The sequence below is a fragment of the Acinetobacter sp. C26M genome (genome assembly GCF_023702675.1).
Lineage (GTDB): Bacteria > Pseudomonadota > Gammaproteobacteria > Pseudomonadales > Moraxellaceae > Acinetobacter.
The window spans coordinates 550,950-567,517 of sequence record NZ_CP098478.1 but is presented as its reverse complement, the minus strand read 5'-3'; the positions used below and the strand labels follow the sequence as shown (position 1 = coordinate 567,517).

At 42.1% G+C, this 16,568-nt stretch carries 22 protein-coding genes; 9 read left to right on the top strand and 13 right to left on the bottom strand.

Going from position 1 to position 16,568, the window contains the following annotated elements; all coding sequences use genetic code 11:
• Nucleotides 1-9: 9 nt before the first annotated feature.
• The 6 genes from NDN11_RS02690 to coaBC form a co-directional block, all read right to left on the bottom strand.
• Nucleotides 10-618 carry an alpha-ketoglutarate-dependent dioxygenase AlkB family protein gene (locus NDN11_RS02690; RefSeq protein ID WP_251110696.1) on the bottom strand — a complete coding sequence of 203 codons (609 nt, stop codon included), beginning with the start codon at nt 616-618 and terminating at the stop codon, nt 10-12.
• Nucleotides 605-850 carry an Ada metal-binding domain-containing protein gene (locus NDN11_RS02685; RefSeq protein WP_251110695.1) on the bottom strand — a complete coding sequence of 82 codons (246 nt, stop codon included), beginning with the start codon at nt 848-850 and terminating at the stop codon, nt 605-607. Before NDN11_RS02685 ends, NDN11_RS02690 begins: the two co-directional genes overlap by 14 nt.
• A 4-nt stretch (nt 851-854) precedes the next feature.
• On the bottom strand, nt 855-1,592 hold the full coding sequence (locus tag NDN11_RS02680; protein WP_251110694.1) for a 2OG-Fe(II) oxygenase: 738 nt from the start codon (nt 1,590-1,592) through the stop codon (nt 855-857).
• Nucleotides 1,579-2,424 (bottom strand): methylated-DNA--[protein]-cysteine S-methyltransferase, encoded by an 846-nt coding sequence (locus tag NDN11_RS02675; protein ID WP_251110693.1) that lies wholly within the window; start codon nt 2,422-2,424, stop codon nt 1,579-1,581. Before NDN11_RS02675 ends, NDN11_RS02680 begins: the two co-directional genes overlap by 14 nt.
• 165 nt (nt 2,425-2,589) lie before the next feature.
• On the bottom strand, nt 2,590-2,967 hold the full coding sequence (locus tag NDN11_RS02670; RefSeq protein ID WP_251110692.1) for a cytochrome b562: 378 nt from the start codon (nt 2,965-2,967) through the stop codon (nt 2,590-2,592).
• A gap of 154 nt (nt 2,968-3,121) precedes the next feature.
• On the bottom strand, nt 3,122-4,378 hold the full coding sequence (coaBC, locus tag NDN11_RS02665) for a bifunctional phosphopantothenoylcysteine decarboxylase/phosphopantothenate--cysteine ligase CoaBC (protein ID WP_167251318.1): 1,257 nt from the start codon (nt 4,376-4,378) through the stop codon (nt 3,122-3,124).
• A gap of 196 nt (nt 4,379-4,574) precedes the next feature.
• Here coaBC and radC point away from each other — a divergent pair, with 196 nt between their 5' ends.
• Together radC and NDN11_RS02655 are read left to right on the top strand one after the other, a co-directional pair.
• Nucleotides 4,575-5,297, top strand: a complete 723-nt coding sequence (gene radC, locus NDN11_RS02660; protein ID WP_251110691.1) for a RadC family protein — start codon at nt 4,575-4,577, stop codon at nt 5,295-5,297.
• 44 nt (nt 5,298-5,341) lie between these two features.
• Nucleotides 5,342-6,253, top strand: coding sequence for a bestrophin family protein (locus NDN11_RS02655; protein ID WP_004655906.1), 912 nt, complete (start codon nt 5,342-5,344; stop codon nt 6,251-6,253).
• 46 nt (nt 6,254-6,299) lie between these two features.
• On the opposite strand, the gene NDN11_RS02650 is transcribed toward NDN11_RS02655, so the two are convergent.
• Nucleotides 6,300-7,346 carry an aldo/keto reductase gene (locus tag NDN11_RS02650; RefSeq protein ID WP_251110690.1) on the bottom strand — a complete coding sequence of 349 codons (1,047 nt, stop codon included), beginning with the start codon at nt 7,344-7,346 and terminating at the stop codon, nt 6,300-6,302.
• 103 nt (nt 7,347-7,449) lie between these two features.
• Between NDN11_RS02650 and NDN11_RS02645 the strand changes: the two genes are divergently transcribed.
• Nucleotides 7,450-8,361, top strand: a complete 912-nt coding sequence (locus tag NDN11_RS02645) for a LysR family transcriptional regulator (RefSeq protein ID WP_251110689.1) — start codon at nt 7,450-7,452, stop codon at nt 8,359-8,361.
• A gap of 95 nt (nt 8,362-8,456) precedes the next feature.
• Here NDN11_RS02645 and NDN11_RS02640 read toward each other — a convergent pair whose 3' ends face one another.
• The gene (locus NDN11_RS02640) at nt 8,457-9,320 is read right to left on the bottom strand and encodes a PHP domain-containing protein (RefSeq protein WP_167251326.1); all 864 of its coding nucleotides are present in this window, start codon (nt 9,318-9,320) and stop codon (nt 8,457-8,459) included.
• Nucleotides 9,321-9,365: 45 nt separating this feature from the next.
• On the opposite strand from NDN11_RS02640, the gene NDN11_RS02635 reads away from it, so the two are divergent.
• The 4 genes from NDN11_RS02635 to mnmC are packed head-to-tail and all read left to right on the top strand — an operon-like array spanning nt 9,366 to nt 12,694.
• Nucleotides 9,366-9,977 carry a septation protein IspZ gene (locus tag NDN11_RS02635; protein ID WP_167251328.1) on the top strand — a complete coding sequence of 204 codons (612 nt, stop codon included), beginning with the start codon at nt 9,366-9,368 and terminating at the stop codon, nt 9,975-9,977.
• Between the two features lie 24 nt (nt 9,978-10,001).
• Nucleotides 10,002-10,304: a YciI family protein gene (locus NDN11_RS02630; protein ID WP_004804290.1), complete on the top strand. Its 303-nt coding sequence runs from the start codon at nt 10,002-10,004 to the stop codon at nt 10,302-10,304.
• A 3-nt stretch (nt 10,305-10,307) separates the two neighbouring features.
• The gene (locus NDN11_RS02625; protein ID WP_251110688.1) at nt 10,308-10,766 is read left to right on the top strand and encodes an SH3 domain-containing protein; all 459 of its coding nucleotides are present in this window, start codon (nt 10,308-10,310) and stop codon (nt 10,764-10,766) included.
• A 17-nt stretch (nt 10,767-10,783) separates the two neighbouring features.
• Nucleotides 10,784-12,694, top strand: coding sequence for a bifunctional tRNA (5-methylaminomethyl-2-thiouridine)(34)-methyltransferase MnmC2/FAD-dependent 5-carboxymethylaminomethyl-2-thiouridine(34) oxidoreductase MnmC1 (gene mnmC / locus NDN11_RS02620; protein WP_251110687.1), 1,911 nt, complete (start codon nt 10,784-10,786; stop codon nt 12,692-12,694).
• A gap of 84 nt (nt 12,695-12,778) precedes the next feature.
• Here mnmC and NDN11_RS02615 read toward each other — a convergent pair whose 3' ends face one another.
• A complete protein-coding gene (locus tag NDN11_RS02615; RefSeq protein WP_167251336.1) occupies nt 12,779-13,093 on the bottom strand; it encodes a rhodanese-like domain-containing protein in 315 nt (104 codons plus the stop codon).
• A 90-nt stretch (nt 13,094-13,183) separates the two neighbouring features.
• Between NDN11_RS02615 and NDN11_RS02610 the strand changes: the two genes are divergently transcribed.
• Nucleotides 13,184-13,672, top strand: coding sequence for a YajQ family cyclic di-GMP-binding protein (locus NDN11_RS02610; protein WP_004655922.1), 489 nt, complete (start codon nt 13,184-13,186; stop codon nt 13,670-13,672).
• A gap of 14 nt (nt 13,673-13,686) precedes the next feature.
• A complete protein-coding gene (locus NDN11_RS02605) occupies nt 13,687-14,181 on the top strand; it encodes a DUF4442 domain-containing protein (protein WP_251110686.1) in 495 nt (164 codons plus the stop codon).
• 52 nt (nt 14,182-14,233) lie between these two features.
• Here NDN11_RS02605 and msrC read toward each other — a convergent pair whose 3' ends face one another.
• From msrC to NDN11_RS02585, 4 genes are read right to left on the bottom strand one after another with little or no spacing between them, the layout of a single operon-like run.
• Complete coding sequence (gene msrC, locus NDN11_RS02600) at nt 14,234-14,713, bottom strand: free L-methionine (R)-S-oxide reductase MsrC (protein ID WP_251110685.1); 480 nt, start codon at nt 14,711-14,713, stop codon at nt 14,234-14,236.
• Between the two features lie 48 nt (nt 14,714-14,761).
• Entirely contained in the window at nt 14,762-15,178 is a 417-nt protein-coding gene (locus tag NDN11_RS02595) for an acyl-CoA thioesterase (protein WP_004804279.1), read from the bottom strand.
• A gap of 1 nt (nt 15,179) precedes the next feature.
• On the bottom strand, nt 15,180-15,617 hold the full coding sequence (gene trxC, locus NDN11_RS02590) for a thioredoxin TrxC (RefSeq protein ID WP_251110684.1): 438 nt from the start codon (nt 15,615-15,617) through the stop codon (nt 15,180-15,182).
• Nucleotides 15,618-16,514 (bottom strand): alpha/beta hydrolase, encoded by an 897-nt coding sequence (locus tag NDN11_RS02585; protein ID WP_251110683.1) that lies wholly within the window; start codon nt 16,512-16,514, stop codon nt 15,618-15,620. It lies immediately after the preceding gene.
• Nucleotides 16,515-16,568 lie beyond the last annotated feature (54 nt).

Here is a 16,568-nt window from a genome sequence, read left to right as displayed (position 1 = left end):
TGAGTAGCCTTATTCCACAATGGTTCTAAAGGTCAAATTCACCCGTGCCCTACTGACTTTTTTGGTTGGTGGTAAGCGATGCAGCCAAAAGGTCTGCGTGGTGTCTTTCATCACCAATAAACTACCATGCTCTAAATACAGTTCGACTTTTTCTTTACTTTGTTTATGTTTGAATGCAAATTTTCGCTCTGCACCAAAACTAAATGAGGCAATCGCACCATCTTTTTTTAAATCCGTTTCACCATCACTATGCCAAGCCATCCCCTCTTCGCCATTATGATAAAGATTCAACAAGCAAGAGTTGAATGTCTCCCCCGTTAAATTTTCGGCCAGTTGTTTTAACTCCAGTAATTCCTGCGTCCAAGGCAAGGCATATTTATTCATATTGGAATAGGTATATTCAAAGCGTCGATCTCCATACCACGCCACTTTACGTTTAGTCGTCAATAACTTTCCAAAGATCAGTGCCCGATCATTTTCCCATGCAATGGTCTGCATCAACTGATCAAAATAATGATCAGCTTCAGCCGTTGGTACGACCTTACCATAGTACTGTACTGTGCCATCATAAGGTAAATGATTCTGCTTTGGATCAGCTTCAATATCAAATAGTTGCATCTTTCCACTTCTTATAAGCTTGCCGCATACAATGTCCACAAGGTCGATAGCCTTGTGCTATCGCTTCATCTTCATTCAAGAAAAATACCCGATTGTTTTTCAGCATGCGCTTTCCTGAGGTACAGGTCAATCTGCCATAAATTTTAAGCTGTGCGTTTCCTGCAAACGAAATTTCCTGCTGTTTTAATTTCAGATGTAACTCTGTCTGTGTTAATTCTAGATGTCGCCACATCTGATTAACTTACCGCATCATGGAAAATGATGCCTAAGCTATAACGTTCACCATGATGAATTGGGCTGACCCCATGCTTCATATTGACCCGATAATAGCCTTGACTGCCTTTTTCAGGCTTAAATTGGGTGGTGAAAATCAACATATCACCTTGCTGTGGTTGCATCACCATGGCCTTAGATTGCGCTCTAGGAGTTTGTTGGGTAAAAACTAATTCTCCACCACTAAAATCCACATTCGGCTGACTCAATACAATCACTAGCTGTATCGGGAAATACACCTCACCATATAAGTCCTGATGAAGCGTATTAAAGCCACCCTGTCCATATTTCAGAATCAGGGGGGTTGCCAGCGTTTGTCCATGTTGTTGGCATTGCAGTAAAAATTCAGCATGGGAGGATGGAAAGGAGTGCTCTAACTTCAGCACCCGAAACCATGCATTGGCAATTGGGGCCAAATAGGGATAAAGCTCATGCCGTATTCGCTCAATCAGATTCGGTAAAGGGTAAGTAAAATATTTATATTCACCTTGACCAAAGCGATAACGTTGCATCTCTACGGTTTTACGATACAACTCGGTTTGTGAATATGCCTGTTGCAGCATTTCACACTGCTCTGTCGATAAAACCTGCTCAATCAGGGCAAAGCCCTGTTGGTGCATTTGCTCAGTGATGACCTCCCAATCCGCAGCTTGAATCTTATCAATCATGGTTTGGATTTGTGTCAATTCAGATGGCTGCATGGGTTTGTACACCTTCCCAACCAATCAATGCTGTTTTACGCAGTGTTCCCCATTCATAACCACCAAAAGCACCAGTGGACTGAATTACACGATGACAGGGAATCAAAAATGCCACAGGGTTACTGCCTATAGCAGTACCAACAGCTCGTGCAGCTTTGGGATGTTCAATTGCCTTGGCCAACTCGCCATAGGTAGAGAGTTGCCCCATAGGAATTTTGAGCAGACTTTGCCATACTTTGAGCTGAAACTCAGTACCTTTTAAATGCAGTTTTATCTCTGCCAGTTGAGGTTGATCCTTTTGAAATAAGGCTAAAGCACTTTGTTGAAATGCATCAATCTGTTCAACAATCACGGCCTGAGGAAATTGCGCTGTTAACTGCTGCAAAGCATCAGCCCGATTGTCCACAAAACTTAGAGCACAAATGCCTTTATGTGTGGATGCAATCAGTACTTCACCAAACAATGTCTCTGCGAATTGATAGTGAATCGTCAGGCTTTGTCCGCCATTTTTATATTCGGCTGGGGTCATCCCTTCGATTTGAATAAACAAATCATGCAATCGACTGGTACTGGATAGTCCTGTGGCAAAGGTTGCATCAAAAATACTGCCCTGCTCTTGTTTTAAAATCTTCTTGGCATGTTCAACACTAATATATTGCAAAAATTTTTTCGGACTGGTACCGACCCACTCGGTAAATAGACGCTGAAAATGTGCTGGGCTTAAATGAATATGTGCAGCGACTTCATCCAGTTGTGGCTGTTGCTGAAAGTTCTGCTGAATATAGTCAATCGCTTGAGCAATACGCTCATAATTACGTTGTTGTGAGGACATATCATCACCTCTCATCATTCATGTTTTCACTGTAGCAACTTTGCCATTCAGTGAAAATCTGAATCATGCTCAGTCTCAGCTTTATGTTCTACCTGCCTAATTCTCAATAAAAAAGCCGCACTCTTTCAGTACAGCTCTATTATTTCGATGACCCATCTTTATATATTAATGAGTGTAATACTTATGCCCTTGATCTCGTAATTCAGCAATCTTCTTACCTTGCTTCTTAGCGTCCTCCAACTTACCTGCTTGCACTAAGAGTTTGGCTTTATCAATTTCCACCACAATCTGGTCAAATAAAGACGTTGAGCTTGATACTTTGTCCGTCGTATTCGGTGCCAGTTTATACTGCTTTGAATGCACGGCGGCTGCGCGCATGTTATCCAGCGCAGCTGTAGCATCCTGTGGATTTGCAGCTTGGTTAAACGCTTTATAATTCTTTCCCAGCGTTTTCATATCATCTTCTAATCCAGCAGCCATGGTTGTATGGCTGAATGCAAAAGCAGAGAACAAGACAACAGTGGCTAAAGTTTTTTTAATCATTAGGATATCCTATCAAAAACTGTGGCTATGCTTTATTTGTGTAGGCAAAACATGGTGCATTGGCTTCAAAGCAACAATGATAATTGCTGATTTAGCATACATAAAAAAATGCAACGAAATCGTTGCATTTTGATAAAAAAATCGCGTTCAGGTTTTATAAGCGACGGCGTAACGCATCCGCAATCGACTCAACCAATTGCTGGGAAATCTCTTGTTTTGATGCCTTTTCCAACTCACGCTTTTTCATGTGGTAAGACTGGGCAAAAAACACGGTCATGGCATTTTCATCTGAGGCAAAACCGATATCTGGACGTGACACATCATTACAGGCAATCATGTCTAATTTTTTTGCCACCAGTTTGCCTGCTGCATATTCCTCGACATTTTGAGTTTCAGCTGCAAAGCCCACCATAAATGGACGCTCTTCTTGCTGCGCAATGGTCGCTACAATATCTGGATTTTTTACCAACGCGACAGCAAGCTCATCACCAGCTTTCTTAATTTTATGTTCTGCTACTTGTGCGACACGATAATCAGCCACTGCTGCGGTTGCGATAAAGATGTCACAGCCTTCTTTAAGCTGGTTCATACTGACATCAAGCATCTGCATCGCTGAACTGACATTGACACGTTGCACACCGTTCGGTGTATCCAAACTGACAGGCCCAGCCACCAAAGTCACTTTTGCCCCTGCTGCATAACAAGCTGCTGCCAAGGCAAAGCCCATTTTTCCAGTACTGTGGTTTGAAATATAACGTACAGGATCAATTGCTTCACGCGTCGGCCCAGCCGTAATAGTGACACGCTTACCCGCCAACAGACCAAATTTTTCAGCCAATGCACGTTGCGCTTTATGGAAATAGGCTGCAACTTGACGCGCTAAATCTTCAGGCTCAGGCATACGACCTAGACCAACATCACCACAGGCTTGCTCGCCCGCATCTGGCATGATCACATGCACACCATCTTCGACCAGCGTTTGCAGATTACGTTGCGTGGCTTTCGCTGCCCACATTTGCTGATTCATGGCTGGTGCAACCCATACAGGCGCTTTGGTAGCTAGATATAACGTACTGAGCAGATCATCCGCCAAGCCATTGGCAAATTTTGCAATGCTGTCACAGCTAGCAGGGGCAACCAGAACCAAGTCGGCCCAACGTGCCAATTCGATATGTCCCATGCCTGCTTCGGCTTCAGGATCAAGCAATTCGGTATGCACAGGATTGCCTGAAAGTGCTTGAAAAGTAAGTGGGGTAATAAATGCTTGTGCGCCATGGGTCATGACCACACGAACATCAAAACCGAAATCTTTTAAACGGCGCACCAAGATGGCACTTTTATAGGCAGCAATGCCACCTGTAACCGCTAATATAATGTTTTTATGGGGAATAACACTCAGATCGAAGCTCACAAACAGGATACCTTACTGTTGCAGTGGCGCTCACAATAGCATTAAATAAATGGATACCCAAGTAGCAGCATCAACATTTCAGTGCGGATCGCGATCGAGAATAGTGTTGAAATGCCCTCGTATAAAAGGAAAAGACGCACGATTGTTTTTTCGAGCTAAAACAATAATCACAATAAAATCAAAGGGAAATTAAGCATTGAATCAATCTATCAAAACCTGGCCTGAACAAGAACGTCCAAGAGAACGACTTTTATCCCAAGGCGCACAAAGCTTATCTGATGCAGAACTGCTGGCGATTTTTCTGCGTTCAGGCTCTAAACAACACTCTGCAGTGGAATTGGCGCGTATTTTGATTAAACATTTTGGCGGACTTAATTTGATATTTGATGCCAATTTTGAAGATTTATCACAATTTAATGGTATTGCTTCAACCAAATATGCACAGCTGATGGCTGTAAAGGAGCTTGGGCGACGTTATCTGAATAATCATTTCCAGCAACAGCGGCTTTGTCTGGATACTTCGACACTGGTGCTCGACTATTTACGTTATGAACTGCAAGGTGAAAAACAGGAAGTTTTTGCGGTGCTGTGCTTAGATGCCGAACTCAGAAAATTGCATTTTAAAAAGCTGTTCTTCGGTTCCCATCATTCCTGCACAGTTTCACTAAATCAAACCCTACGCTATGCCCTGCAACAACAAGCCTGTCAAATCGTGGTGGCACATAATCATCCCTATGGCACTGCCCAACCATCGACTGAAGATATTTATCTGACTCAACAGCTCAAACAAGCCTGCAAGATGCTGGAAATTCACTTGATCGACCATTTTATTATTTCGCCAGAAGGCTATTTTTCATTTTCTGAACAACTACTACTCAACCCTATTAAAACCAAGCAATCTGGTCTTGACAAAGCTTAAATCAAACAGGAACATCAAGACATAAAATTAATGATTCAAATAACATGATTGTCCGTGACCAGCCGAGTATTTTTAAAGTTCTATTCTCATGGCGGGGGACGATTTTACCTAAAATTTTGCCCTCTCTCGGTTTCGTGATGCTGATCTCTGCCATCATTGGTGGAGTCGAGTATGTCAATCTATATCGTTTCCCGGAAATCCCATTAGTCGGCTTCACGTTGATTGGTGTAGTGCTGTCCATTTTCTTGGGATTTAAGAATACTGCTTGTTATGACCGCTGGTGGGAAGCGCGTAAACTCTGGGGCGTGTTGATTGCCACGGCGCGCCATTTTGACCGTGATTGTCGTGTCCTAACACAGGCACGTCGTGAACGTATCATTCAAAATGTAATTGTATTTGCCAACGTACTGCGTGACCGTCTACGCCATCAAACTGCCAATCCAACCGAGCTGACTGAAACCAGTGGTCTGAGCCAACAAGCCTTAACCCAACTTTATCAACAACATAATGCCCCACAGTACACTTTGAGTCTGATTCAATGGGAACTTTTACAAGCCATGAAAGAAGGCGAAATCTCGGATATTATTTATACCCAGATGAACCGCCACGTTGCAGCGTTAAGTGAAATGCAAACTGGCTGCGATCGGATCGCGAATACCCCAATTCCATTTGCCTATTCAGTTTTGCTGAATCGTACCGTGTATTTCTTCTGCTTTATGCTGCCATTCAGTCTTGGCTCTTTATTGGGCTTGGTGACACCATTATTGGTCGGTATTTTGGCTTATACCTTCTTGGGTTTGGATGCTTTAAGTACTGAAATTGAGGAACCTTTTGGCACACAAAGCAATGATTTACCGCTGGATGCGATGGTCCGTTCAATTGAAATTGAATTACTTGGAACTTTAGGTCGCCCAACCCCACCGCCGATTCAGGCGCATGACCATAACTTACTCTAATGACAATGCCCTCCAATGAGGGCATTTTTATGTAGCTTAACATCAGTTAAATAAATTGTGACTGAACAATAGACTTAAAGCGTTCAGTAAACTGTCCATTCCAATAGGGATAATAAGGATAGGGCGGATAGATCGCACTAACCTGATTTAAACGTTCGATCTGTTCAGTCGACAGTTGAATATCCTTAGCAACAAGATTGTCTTGCAGTTGAGTTTGATTACGCGCACCAATCAATACACTAGATACCGTTGGGCGCTGTAATAACCAATTTAAGGCAATTTGCGGAATCGTGTAGCCAGTTTCTGCTGCAATCTGTTTTAACACCTCAATCACAGCATAGAGATGTGCCTCGTTGACTGGTGGTGCAAATTGCGCTGTATCATGTAAGCGACTTTGTGCTGGAATCGGATTCTCCCGATCAAATTTACCCGTCAATCTGCCCCAACCTAGAGGGCTCCATACCACCGCACCAATTTGCTGGTCATCATTTAAGGGCATCAGCTCCCATTCATAATCACGACCGATCAATGAGTAATAGACCTGATTGACCACAAACTTTTCATAGCCATATTGCTCAGCAATCGCCTGCGCCTTCATCAGTTGCCAACCTGAAAAATTTGAAGCACCGATGTAACGTACCTTGCCACTACGGACTAGTTCATCAAGTGTTTTCATTAACTGAGGCAATGCAGTAAAACTATCAAACTGATGCAGCTGTAATACATCAATATAATCCGTTCCCAGTCGAGTTAAGGACTGTTCAACTGCGGACAATAAATAATGTCGGCTAAATCCCGCATCATTTAGATGCTCTGAACTACGAATCCCGATTTTGGTCGAAATAATAGTATGCTGCCGTTCTGATGCAAGTGCCTTACCGAGCATTCGTTCAGACTCGCCATCTGAATACACATCGGCCGTATCAAAGTAATTAATACCCGCATCTAAACCAGCGCGAATCATCTGATTGGCTTCAGTCTGACTTGCTTGTCCCCAAGCAGCAAAGATTTGTCCCTGCCCACCTAAGGTCCCTGCACCAAATCCCAACTCTGAAACCTTTAAACCCGAGTTTCCTAAAAAATGATATTTCATGGTCTGTCTCTTCAACCTGTGATTGCTTAAATACAAAAATAGCGCTAGGGATTTATTGGAAAAACCATGATAATCAAGAAATACTTTTCTGATTTTATTGATAATGAATACAGAAGATTTCCAGTTTTTTATTCGTGTTGCAGACTTGGGCTCGATCAGCAAAGCAGCACTGGATGCCAATATTTCGGTGTCGGTGGCCAGTCAGAAATTGCAGCGCTTAGAACAAAACCTACAATTGCGCTTATTTCATCGCACCACACGGAAACTGACATTAACCGATGAAGGTCGTGTTTTGCTTGAACATGGTCGACATTGGATTGCTGATTTTATTCACTTGCAAGAATCATTAAAGATTAAAGATCAGCCGCTTACAGGTACACTTCGGATTACGACCTCCGCAACCTTTGGCACAAAAGTTTTGATGCCTGTTATTGCCGAGTTTGCGCTATTGCATCCTGAACTGAAAATTCATTTAGATCTGAATGATCAGAACATCGATCTTATTCAGCAAGGTATGGACTTGGCGATTCGCATTGGTCAGTTAAAAAGTTCCAGCTTGGTCGCCAAACGACTTAGCAGTAATCCACGTTTACTCTGTGCCTCTCCCAACTATCTGGACAAATATGGTCAGCCTCAGTGTGTAGCCGAACTCAAACAGCATCGTTGTATTTTGCAACAGCATGGTCAGGGTCTGACCGATCACTGGCACTTGGTCAATGCAGAAGGCCAAGTTGAACAGGTTCATGTCGAGGGATATTTTGCGACCAACTCAGGTGAAGGTGTTCGACAAGCAGCTTTAGCTGGTCTTGGCATTTCCAATCATTCAATCTGGCATGTGGCTGAGGATCTTGCTTCAGGAAAATTAGTACCCGTCCTACCCGACTATCCTGTAGAAACAACGGCAATTTATGCGGTGTTCCCACATCGGCAGCTGATCGCGCCCAAAGTGCAGCGTTTTTTAGATTATTTAATCGATTACTTCCAGCATCACAATCACTGGCGATTCGAAAACTAAGTTTATTCAAAGTCCCGCAAAAGCATGAAACATCCATTGCACGCCCCATATAAGCAGAATGAAAAAAACAAGGATGAGGCAAAGTTCTAATTTTTTCATATCACGGGGGATTTAAAGCATTCCCAAATCCCTTTCTGCCCCTCTTTAAGGCGTGGAGTCTGTCCCAATTTAATCCACGGCATATTCTCGCCATGAAAATCACTGCCGATCGAAACAGCTAAATCAAACTGTTGAATCATCCGATCCACCATTTGGCGTGTCGAAGCAGGTTCGATACTCGGTGGCAATTCCACCGCATCACCACCTGATTCAGCAAAGAGTTCAATCAAATAACGGATATTGGTGGCAGACAGGTCATAACGGGTCGGATGTGCAAGCACGGCGAAACCCTGACTGGCATGAATCACATCAATGGTTTCTTTTAAACCCATCCCCTCAAATTTCACAAAGGCTTTTTTACCTTCTTTCAGAAAACGATCAAAAGCCTGCTGTGGGCGACTGACAATATTCTTTTCGACTAAGGCTTTGGCAATATGGGTTCGAGTGACACGATCTGCCTCCCCATCCACTTGGGCAATCACATCAGGATAGATATCAAAATCGATACATTTTTCTAAGAGCTGACAAATCACTTTTGCCCGTTCAGCACGGACTTTTTTTTGTTGTTCCAGCATCGCTTTGATCGGTGCTTCATCTTGCATATTCAAGGCAACGATATGTACCCCATAACTCTTCTTGGTATTTGGTCGAGACCATTGACTAGAAATTTCCACGCCAGAAATGATTTCAATATCATGTGCTTGTGCATAGTTCTGGGCACGCCCCAAGCCATCCATAGTGTCATGATCTGTAACGGCAAGGGTATGTATTTTTAAATCAACAGCCGCCTGTACCAGTTGCTCAGGAGAGAAGGTACCATCGGAAATGAGCGTATGTGTGTGTAAATCGACACCGAACATGGTTTGTATTATGCTATCTGACCTATTTCATCATCGTACTGTAACATGAAAGCGTTGCTCGACTATCTTCCAATTATTATCTTCTTTTATTTCTATAAAACTACTGATCCTAAAGATAGTCATCATCCATTGCTACAGTTGGTGGGTAGCTCTGGAAATCTCGATCAAAATCATATTCTTGTTGCAACATGTGCGCTACTCATTTCGACTTTGGTGGTTTATGGCTGCCTGTTCTTTTTCCAAAAATTCAAATTGGAAAAAATGCAGTGGTTCATTGTTTTAATGTCGGTGATTTTTGGTGGAATTACCCTGATCTTTAGTGATGTGACCTATATTAAAATGAAGGCCATCATTATCAATATCGGTATCGGATTAGGCTTTCTGGTTACGCCGCTATTTAATAAAGAACGGACACCAATTATCAAAAAACTTTTAGGTTCATTACTTGAACTCAGCCCTAAAGGTTGGCTCAAATTAAACTGGGCGTGGTGTGGTCAATTCTTTTTACTCGCGGCTTTGCATTTCTTCTTTGGTTTTGTCTACATGCAAGGAAAATATTGGGGCGAATTCACTGCTTTTGGCGATATTATCGTTTCTATCAGTTACCTAGCTGCTATACTGTTTTTCTTAAGAAAGCATTTTAAAACCACTGAATAGATTTTAAATCATCGAGCTACTGCCATGCCATATTTTGTGCTGACTTGTACTGATCGCGAAGGTACTTTGGAAAAACGTTTAGCCACCCGCCCACAACATATTGAACGTCTACAAAAGTTAGATGATGAAGGACGTTTAATTGCGGCAGGTGCACATCCGAAAGATCCAAATGATCCACAAGCTGGTTTTTTTGGCAGTACCATGATAGTCGAGTTTGATAGTCGTGAATCCTTAGATGCTTGGATTCAGGAAGAGCCATTTTTAAAAGAAGGGATTTACTCAAACATTGATGTAAAACCTTTCAACAAAGCTTTTCCAAAAGGGTAAATCATGCAAGTTGTCGTAAAAAGCGTATTGGCTTTATGTTTATTTAGTTCTACTGCATGGGCAGTTGAGCCAGCAACACCTGCGGCTCCAGCAGCCAACACAGTACCAGCTCAACCCAATGCCACAGCCACTGCGCCAGCCAATGCAACTACGGTGGTTGCCAAGCCGCTGACTGCTGAACAAATTGCCAAAGCTAAACAGCAGCAAGATGCCAAAGTCAAAGCCATGATCCAAGATCAAGCTAGCCGCTTAAAACAACTTGAACATGCTAATTTAGAAGCACTGTCTCAAAATCAAGAATTGCAGCTAAAAAATGACAACCTCACCGTACAGGTTCAGGTGTTACAAAGTGAACGCAGCGCACAAATGTTTTTATACGGTGCGATGACCATTGCTGTGGGTGTGATTCTGGGTTTCTTGATTGCCAGTTATATTCATACTAAACGTCGCCGTCAGTGGTAAATCCCAACATTTTATTTATGTCTCAATCTGCAAAATTACAAACAGCCGAATTAGACTGGGAACTGGTCGATGGTATCGAAGTTCCCATTTCTAAACAGTTTGGCGATGTCTACTTTTCCAAAGATAACGGTTTGCTTGAAACACGCCATGTGTTTTTAAATGGTAATGACCTAACTGAACGCCTATCCGAACTAAAAGATTTTCAATACTTTTGTGTTGGCGAAACAGGTTTTGGTACGGGCTTAAACATTCTAACACTATGGCAACTTTGGCAGCAGGTTCGTCCAAATAATCACAGTCACTTACATGCCATCAGTGTTGAAAAATTCCCACTGAATAAAGCGGATCTAATCCGTGCACTGAATGTTTGGCCTGAACTTAAGCCACTTGCAGAACAGCTGATTCAACAATATCCCCTGCCCATCGCAGGCTGCCATCGCTTAAGTTTTCCTGAAGAACGTTTTAGTATTGATTTATGGTTGGGCGATGCACAGGATATTTTCCCAAGCATTCCTAAAACCCAAGCCGTGAATGCATGGTTTCTCGATGGTTTCGCTCCTTCATGCAATCCAGATATGTGGCAAGAGAACGTGCTCAATCACATGGTGCGTTTATCTGACTTTGGAACGACATTTGCGTCCTTTAGTGTTGCTGGTGTGCTCAAACGTGGACTGAAGCAACATGGTGTGCAAATTAGTCGTCCACGTGGTTTTGGTCATAAACGTGAAATGTTGAAAGCTATTTGGTCGGATCCATCACAATCGCTAACCGACTCTACTGATGCAGCACCAGAAATTAAAGTTCAATCTGAACTAGCACCAACGGCTTCCAATTCAAGACCTCGTCAAATTGCCATCATTGGCGCTGGAATCGCGGGTTTAAGCACAGCATGGGCATTTGCTCAACGTGGTCATCAAGTCACGATCTACGAGCAAAATGAGCCTCTCTCAGGGGCATCAGGCAATCCCCTTGCTCTACTCAATCCCAAGTTGTGTCCAATTGAACAAGCACATGAACACTTGATGACCTTGAGCTGGCAACATGCATTAAATTTTTATCCTAAATTCAATGCATTTAGACCCATTCAAGTCCAGCAAATGGCTTTAAAAAATGCGGATGAATTGCTCAGCTTAGCGGATCAGTATCCTGCAGCGGTGTTATCTGTACAAGATCAGCAAGATGTAACACCTAAAACAAACCATTCAAGCTTGACGCTACATCAGGCTGGTGCTGTTTCTCCACAGCAACTGCGTGATGAAATTTTGCAGCATCCGAATATCAAAATCGAAAAGGCAAAAATTTCTCACTTAAATGCTAGTGAAAATCAGACTGAGCTTTGGCAAGAACAACAGCTCATCGCTATAGCTGATCATGTCATCGTCTGTTGTGCCAAGCAAAGTGCTGCACTGTTCGATAACTATCCTGTGTTAAAACCAATTCGTGGACAAGTCAGCTGGGTTGAGAATCGCGAGCAAGCTTTAGCGCTAGATCAAGCTTATAGTTATGGCGGGTATTGTATGCAATTGGATGCCGCTCAATTGATTCTAGGCGCATCCTTTTATCCAAACCGAGATGATGTTGAGGTTTTGACAGAAGACCATGTGCATAACTACGAACTTATCCACAGTGTCTTCCCTGAATATGCGCAACAGCTGCCATCCACTGAAATATGGCAAGGTCGTGCTTCGGTACGTGCACAGAGTTTAGATTACTTTCCTCTAGTTGGGAAAATGCAAAATCACCAACAAATCTATACTTTTGCAGGTTTAGGTTCAAAAGGATTCTTGTTTGCACCGTTGTGTAGCGAAGTATTAGCAGCTTTAGTACTCGGAGAACTTTGTCCAATTCCACAATCATTATTGGATAAGCTCAATCCACAGCGCTTTCAAAAGAAGATGAAAGCAAAGAAACCGTATTATTCAGGCTAAATATTTTTTAATTTGAATGTAGTTGGAATCTAAAATTTTGAATTTGCCAAAATACCCAAGTATTTTGGCAAATTTTTGAGTGATTTAAGCGCCTTGTTCTAAAGGTAAGCCTGCATCACGCGCTGCGCGTGTGCCACCCATTAATACAACATATTCACGAGAACCATCGAGACCGTCTAAAAGCTCAGCTGCGCGTGGTGCTTTACTACCACCACCACATAAAATATAAATCGGCTGATCCGCTGCAACTTGAGTCAAACTATCCGCAGTGATATCAGTAATTGGACGATTCACCGCCCCTTTGACATGAGCCTCTGTATACGCTTTGGTATCTCGGACATCCCAAATGACAGCGCCTTCTGGGAACTCAAATGTTGTAATTTCTTGTTTACGGATCATTGTGCACTCCTTTGATGTAAACAACACTTGGCAAATGAAGAAAACCCCCTTAGCATCTCAAATATTCTTTCCCTTTGTAAAGGTCTAACCATGCCTTCTTTTGATATTGTTTCTGAATTAGAGTTATTTGAAGTCAATCATGCTGTGCAAAACACAGAAAAAGAGATTGCGACTCGTTTTGACTTCCGTGGACAAGACGTTTCAATTGAGTTAAATGAGAAAAATAAAGAAATTAAAATCTCAACTGAAAGCGATTTCCAATGTGAGCAAGTCTATACCATGCTTGAAAATCACTTCTATAAACGTAAAATTGACGTACAAGCATTAGATCCACAAAAAGCCACAGCTTCTGGTAAGAATGTAGTACAAGTGATTAAGCTTAAAGATGGACTTGACTCAGATACCGCAAAAAAAATTAATAAAGCCATTAAAGAAAGTGGCATCAAAGCGCAATCTTCTATCCAAGGAGACAAAATCCGTGTCACCGATAAAAAGCGCGATACTTTGCAACAAGTCATGAACTTTTTACGTGAACAACAATTTGGTCTGCCACTGCAATTTAATAATTTCAAAGATTAAGCAATAGGTTCACTATGGCAAAAGATAACCGTCTTTATAAGCTGGTTAAAACCACTTCTAAATTTCCTAAAGGCATCCGTAGCACGCTCTGGAGCAAAGCTTTTGGTCGTGTGGTTCCGATGGTGGGAACAGCAAATATTCGTTATTTAGAAGTCGACAAAGACCACGTGACTGTTCGTATTGAAAACCAGCGTAATATGCAAAATCATATTAAGGGCGTTCATGCAGCAGCCATGGCTTTACTCGGTGAAACTGCGACAGGATTTTTAACAGGTCTACATGTACCAGATGATCGCATCTTGTTGATCAAATCATTGCATGTCGATTACTTAAAAGTTGCACAAGGTGGTTTAACGGCAACAGCAACATTATCAGCTGATCAACAAAAGTTTATCGCAGATAATGAAAAAGGCGAGTTATTGGTGCCAATTACAGTAACAGATGATTCAGGCAATCAACCAATCCAATGCCAAATGCTTTGGGCTTGGCTGCCAAAACGTAAAAAATAGTGTTTGAATCAAAAAAAGCCCAACTTTATGTTGGGCTTTTTTAATCTTTTATTTAAATAAATGTTTCAATCAGAGTGATCAGCTGCTGCAAATACTCCGCATCGACCTCATCAAATTGATTCAGTTCATCACTATCGACATCCAACACGCCAACACACTGACCATTTTTCATGATTGGCAAAACAATTTCCGATTTTGACGCAGAGCTACAGGCAATATGTCCTGGGAACTGATCCACATCTTGCACAACAATCACTTGCCGCTGTTGCCATGCAGTTCCACATACGCCACGACCTTTAGCAATACGAGTACAGGCAATAGGTCCCTGAAATGGGCCTAAAACCAATTCACTCTCTTTTACCAAATAAAAACCAATCCAAAACCAGCCAAACTGCTGCTTTAACGCTGCGCAGATATTGGCGAGATTGGCAATCACATCAGACTCATCCTCAACAATTGACTGAATCTGAGGAAGGATGCTTTGATATTGCTCAGCTTTATGACCTTGCTGTAAAACTAATTCTTCTGCCATGCTTATATTCCAATGAAGCGTATTGCCAAGCTACTCATGTGTTGAAGCTTACAGCGTTGCTGCAAATGCCTGTTTAATCTCTTCTGAGATTAAACGCTTCTTACCATTTACATCCACCGCTACGAAGGTAAATACTCCTTCGGTAATACGCACTGGTTCACGGGAATCATCATGGCTATTCCACACTTCGATTTGAACTTGCACCGAGCTACCGCCAACTTTCAGAATTTTGGTATAGCAACTAATTACATTGCCCACTTTGACAGGCACAAGGAACGTCATCTGATTAATCGCAATCGTTGCACAACGACCTTTACTAAAACGTTCAACATGAATCGCTCCAGCTAAATCCATCTGAGAAACAATCCAACCTCCAAAAACATCACCACTCCAATTGGTATCCGCAGGCATGGCAATGTTTTGTAAAGATAAAATCCCTTCAGGATGATTTGGGCGTTCACTCATGTTAATGTCCTTGATGTTGCTGTAATTGCTGATCTAACCATTGCTGTAATTCAGGTGCGCGTAAGGCTCCACTGATTCTCGCCAATTCCGTGGTTTTATTCATCAAGACCAAAGTTGGAATACTACGCACATTGAAGGCTGCACTTAAACGGGGATTGGCTTCTGTATCAATTTTGGCAAAAATTACATATGGATTTTGCTTGGCGACCTGAGCAAAGTGCGGTGCCATCATTTTACAGGGACCACACCATTCTGCCCATAGATCAATCAGTACAGGCAGATCTGAATTGCTAATAAAATTACTAAAGTTCTGTTCATTTAACTCAATCGGGCTTTGAGTCAACAAGGCCTGATGACATTGACCACAATTCGGCTGAACGGCTAATTTTTCTTCGGGTACACGATTTTTTGCACCACATGATGCACAGACAATAATCATCTACATCACTCCAATATGTTGATGTAAAAATTCTAATTGGGTTGTGACTGCTTTTTCAAACCAAGAACCATGATAAACATCAAAATGTTTCATTTCCCACTCATGATAGCTCACAAATGGCGCAATATTGGTCGCTGCTTCCCGACTCGATTCGATTGGAATCAGAGTGTCATGCTTTGCTGCAATAAATAAAACAGGGATATTAATTTTACGAACAAACTGGATCGGACGATAACGCATTAAATTAAAAAATACACGTGCAGGAACTTCCCCACTCCAATAATAATCAGGGTTTACAATGGAATGATAACCATAATAGCTATCTGAAGTCGGTAGGAAACACAGTCGATATTGATCTACAACAGGGAGCGTTTTAGGTACTAAGCCCATCTTAGAGCCCATATAGTCCTGACTAGAACGTTTTAGTGCTTCAGGATAGCGTTGTAAAGGATAAAGCTTAGCTGTTTCAGCACCATCCACATAAGGTACTTGTACCATCACAGCTTGAATATTTTTTAGGTCAGAAGCCAGACTTAAGGCATATCCACCACTGAGCGAAGTTCCCCATAAAATAATGCGCCGACTATCAATTAATTTACAATTGGAAGCGTATTGAATCATAGTCCTCCAATCATCAAGTTGAGGGCCTAGAGAAATCAGTTCACGTGGTTTCCCTGTACTGCCACCCCAATAGCGATAATCAAATAAAATTACTGCATAACCAGCTTGAGCAAAACGCTGTGCATATTGAACTAGTTTAAATTGACGTAGACCAGCAAAGCCATGAGCCATCACAATCACAGCAGCTTTGGTATTGGCTTTAGGAAGATAGAAATCGGCAGCGATGGTTTCATCGCCACTAGCAACATACAACGGCTCAACTGTATAGGTATGCATGCGCGCTCCATTGCGTTATCTTTTAATTATCATCACTTATTTACTATAGACATT